The 454-nt window shown below is 58.6% G+C and carries 1 protein-coding gene and 1 rRNA gene; one reads left to right on the top strand and one right to left on the bottom strand.

Annotation, left to right across the window (positions count from 1 at the left end):
* Positions 1-103 (top strand): 5S ribosomal RNA (rrf, locus tag ACVOLV_RS22190); the annotation flags it as partial.
* A 159-nt stretch (positions 104-262) separates the two neighbouring features.
* Here the strand turns inward: rrf and ACVOLV_RS22185 are convergent.
* Positions 263-454 (bottom strand): hypothetical protein (locus ACVOLV_RS22185; protein ID WP_481556241.1); only part of this gene is annotated, 192 nt, incomplete at its 5' end.

The following is a 454-nucleotide window of genomic DNA, read 5'->3' as shown; positions in this document are numbered from 1 at the left end:
AGCGCTATGGAACCACCCGATCCCATCCCGAACTCGGAAGTGAAACGTAGCCGCGCCGATGGTAGTGCAGCCTAAGCTGTGCGAGAGTAGGTCATCGTCAGGATTTAAACCAAAAACCCCGCTGCCAGAGGCAGCGGGGTTTTTCTTTGTGCGAAACAAAGGCGCACGCGCACTTGTAGGAGCGGCGTAAGCCGCGAAGCTCGTAGAAACAACGATGCGGGAAGGCCTGAGCGAAGCCAGAAGCTGAAAGCCAAAGCTCCCCTCATCCCAACCCTTCTCCCGCAGGCGGGAGAAGGGCTAAGGCAACAGCTGGAGCCAAGGCCACAGCCAGGCCGCAGCCAAGGCCAAAGCCAAAGCCAAAGCCAAAGCCAAAGCCAAAGCCAAAGCCAAAGCCAAAGCCTTGGGGCTCTGTGGGCGCTACCAGGAAAGCTCCTGCCGAACATGGTTCGGCACT

It is taken from the genome of Stenotrophomonas sp. STEN023 (assembly GCF_056760135.1).
The sequence above is the reverse complement of the archived record's forward strand: the minus strand, read 5'-3'. Positions and strand labels throughout refer to the sequence as shown.